At 55.6% G+C, this 1,681-nt stretch carries 1 rRNA gene; it reads right to left on the bottom strand.

What is annotated here, in order from left to right:
- Positions 1 to 81 precede the first annotated feature (81 nt).
- Positions 82 to 1,601: ribosomal RNA gene (locus tag HMPREF2614_RS06455) — 16S ribosomal RNA — on the bottom strand.
- Between the last annotated feature and the right edge of the window lie 80 nt (positions 1,602 to 1,681).

Below are 1,681 nucleotides of genomic sequence, written 5' to 3'. Positions count from 1 at the left end.
AGGTGTTCCACCCAAAAAACAAAAAAGCCACACGCCACCAACACGATGACACATGACACAAAGAAAAAATAATCTCCTTAGAAAGGAGGTGATCCAGCCGCACCTTCCGGTACGGCTACCTTGTTACGACTTCGTCCCAATCGCCAATCCCACCTTCGACAGCTCCCTAACGAGTTTAGGCCACTGGCTTCGGGTGTTACCGACTTTCATGACGTGACGGGCGGTGTGTACAAGGCCCGGGAACGTATTCACCGCAGCGTTGCTGATCTGCGATTACTAGCGACTCCGACTTCACGGGGTCGAGTTGCAGACCCCGATCCGAACTGAGACCGGCTTTACGGGATTAGCTCGCCCTCACGGACTGGCAACCCACTGTACCGACCATTGTAGCATGTGTGAAGCCCTGGACATAAGGGGCATGATGATTTGACGTCATCCCCACCTTCCTCCGAGTTAACCCCGGCAGTTTCTTACGAGTCCCCACCACAACGTGCTGGCAACATAAGACAAGGGTTGCGCTCGTTGCGGGACTTAACCCAACATCTCACGACACGAGCTGACGACAACCATGCACCACCTGTATACAAGCCACAAGGGAAACACCATCTCTGGCGCGATCCTGTATATGTCAAGCCCAGGTAAGGTTCTTCGCGTTGCATCGAATTAATCCACATGCTCCGCCGCTTGTGCGGGCCCCCGTCAATTCCTTTGAGTTTTAGCCTTGCGGCCGTACTCCCCAGGCGGGGCGCTTAATGCGTTAGCTACGGCACGGATCCCGTGGAAGGAAACCCACACCTAGCGCCCACCGTTTACGGCATGGACTACCAGGGTATCTAATCCTGTTCGCTCCCCATGCTTTCGCTCCTCAGCGTCAGTTACTGCCCAGAGACCCGCCTTCGCCACCGGTGTTCCTCCTGATATCTGCGCATTTCACCGCTACACCAGGAATTCCAGTCTCCCCTACAGTACTCAAGTTATGCCCGTATCGCCTGCACGCCCGGAGTTAAGCCCCGGAATTTCACAGACGACGCGACAAACCACCTACGAGCTCTTTACGCCCAGTAATTCCGGACAACGCTCGCACCCTACGTATTACCGCGGCTGCTGGCACGTAGTTAGCCGGTGCTTCTTCTCCATCTACCGTCAGAAACCCTTCGTCGATGGTGAAAGGAGTTTACAACCCGAAGGCCGTCATCCCCCACGCGGCGTCGCTGCATCAGGCTTCCGCCCATTGTGCAATATTCCCCACTGCTGCCTCCCGTAGGAGTCTGGGCCGTGTCTCAGTCCCAATGTGGCCGTCCACCCTCTCAGGCCGGCTACCCGTCGCCGCCTTGGTAGGCCATTACCCCACCAACAAGCTGATAGGCCGCGGGCCCATCCCACACCGAAAAAACTTTCCACCACAGCATCCACACCATGGTCCTATCCGGTATTAGACCCAGTTTCCCAGGCTTATCCCGAAGTGCAGGGCAGGTCACCCACGTGTTACTCACCCGTTCGCCACTCGTGTACCCCAGCAAGCTGGAGCCTTACCGTTCGACTTGCATGTGTTAAGCACGCCGCCAGCGTTCGTCCTGAGCCAGGATCAAACCCTCCATCAAAACCCTTCAAATCAGAAGAATCACAAAACAATGAAAGGCCCAAAAACCTGACAAAAACAAAACAAACAACCACCACACAC

The sequence above is a fragment of the Corynebacterium sp. HMSC074C11 genome (genome assembly GCF_001809455.1).
In the GTDB taxonomy this organism is placed as follows: domain Bacteria; phylum Actinomycetota; class Actinomycetes; order Mycobacteriales; family Mycobacteriaceae; genus Corynebacterium; species Corynebacterium amycolatum.
Note: the sequence above shows the minus strand (reverse complement) of the source record. Positions and strands in the feature narration are given on the sequence as shown.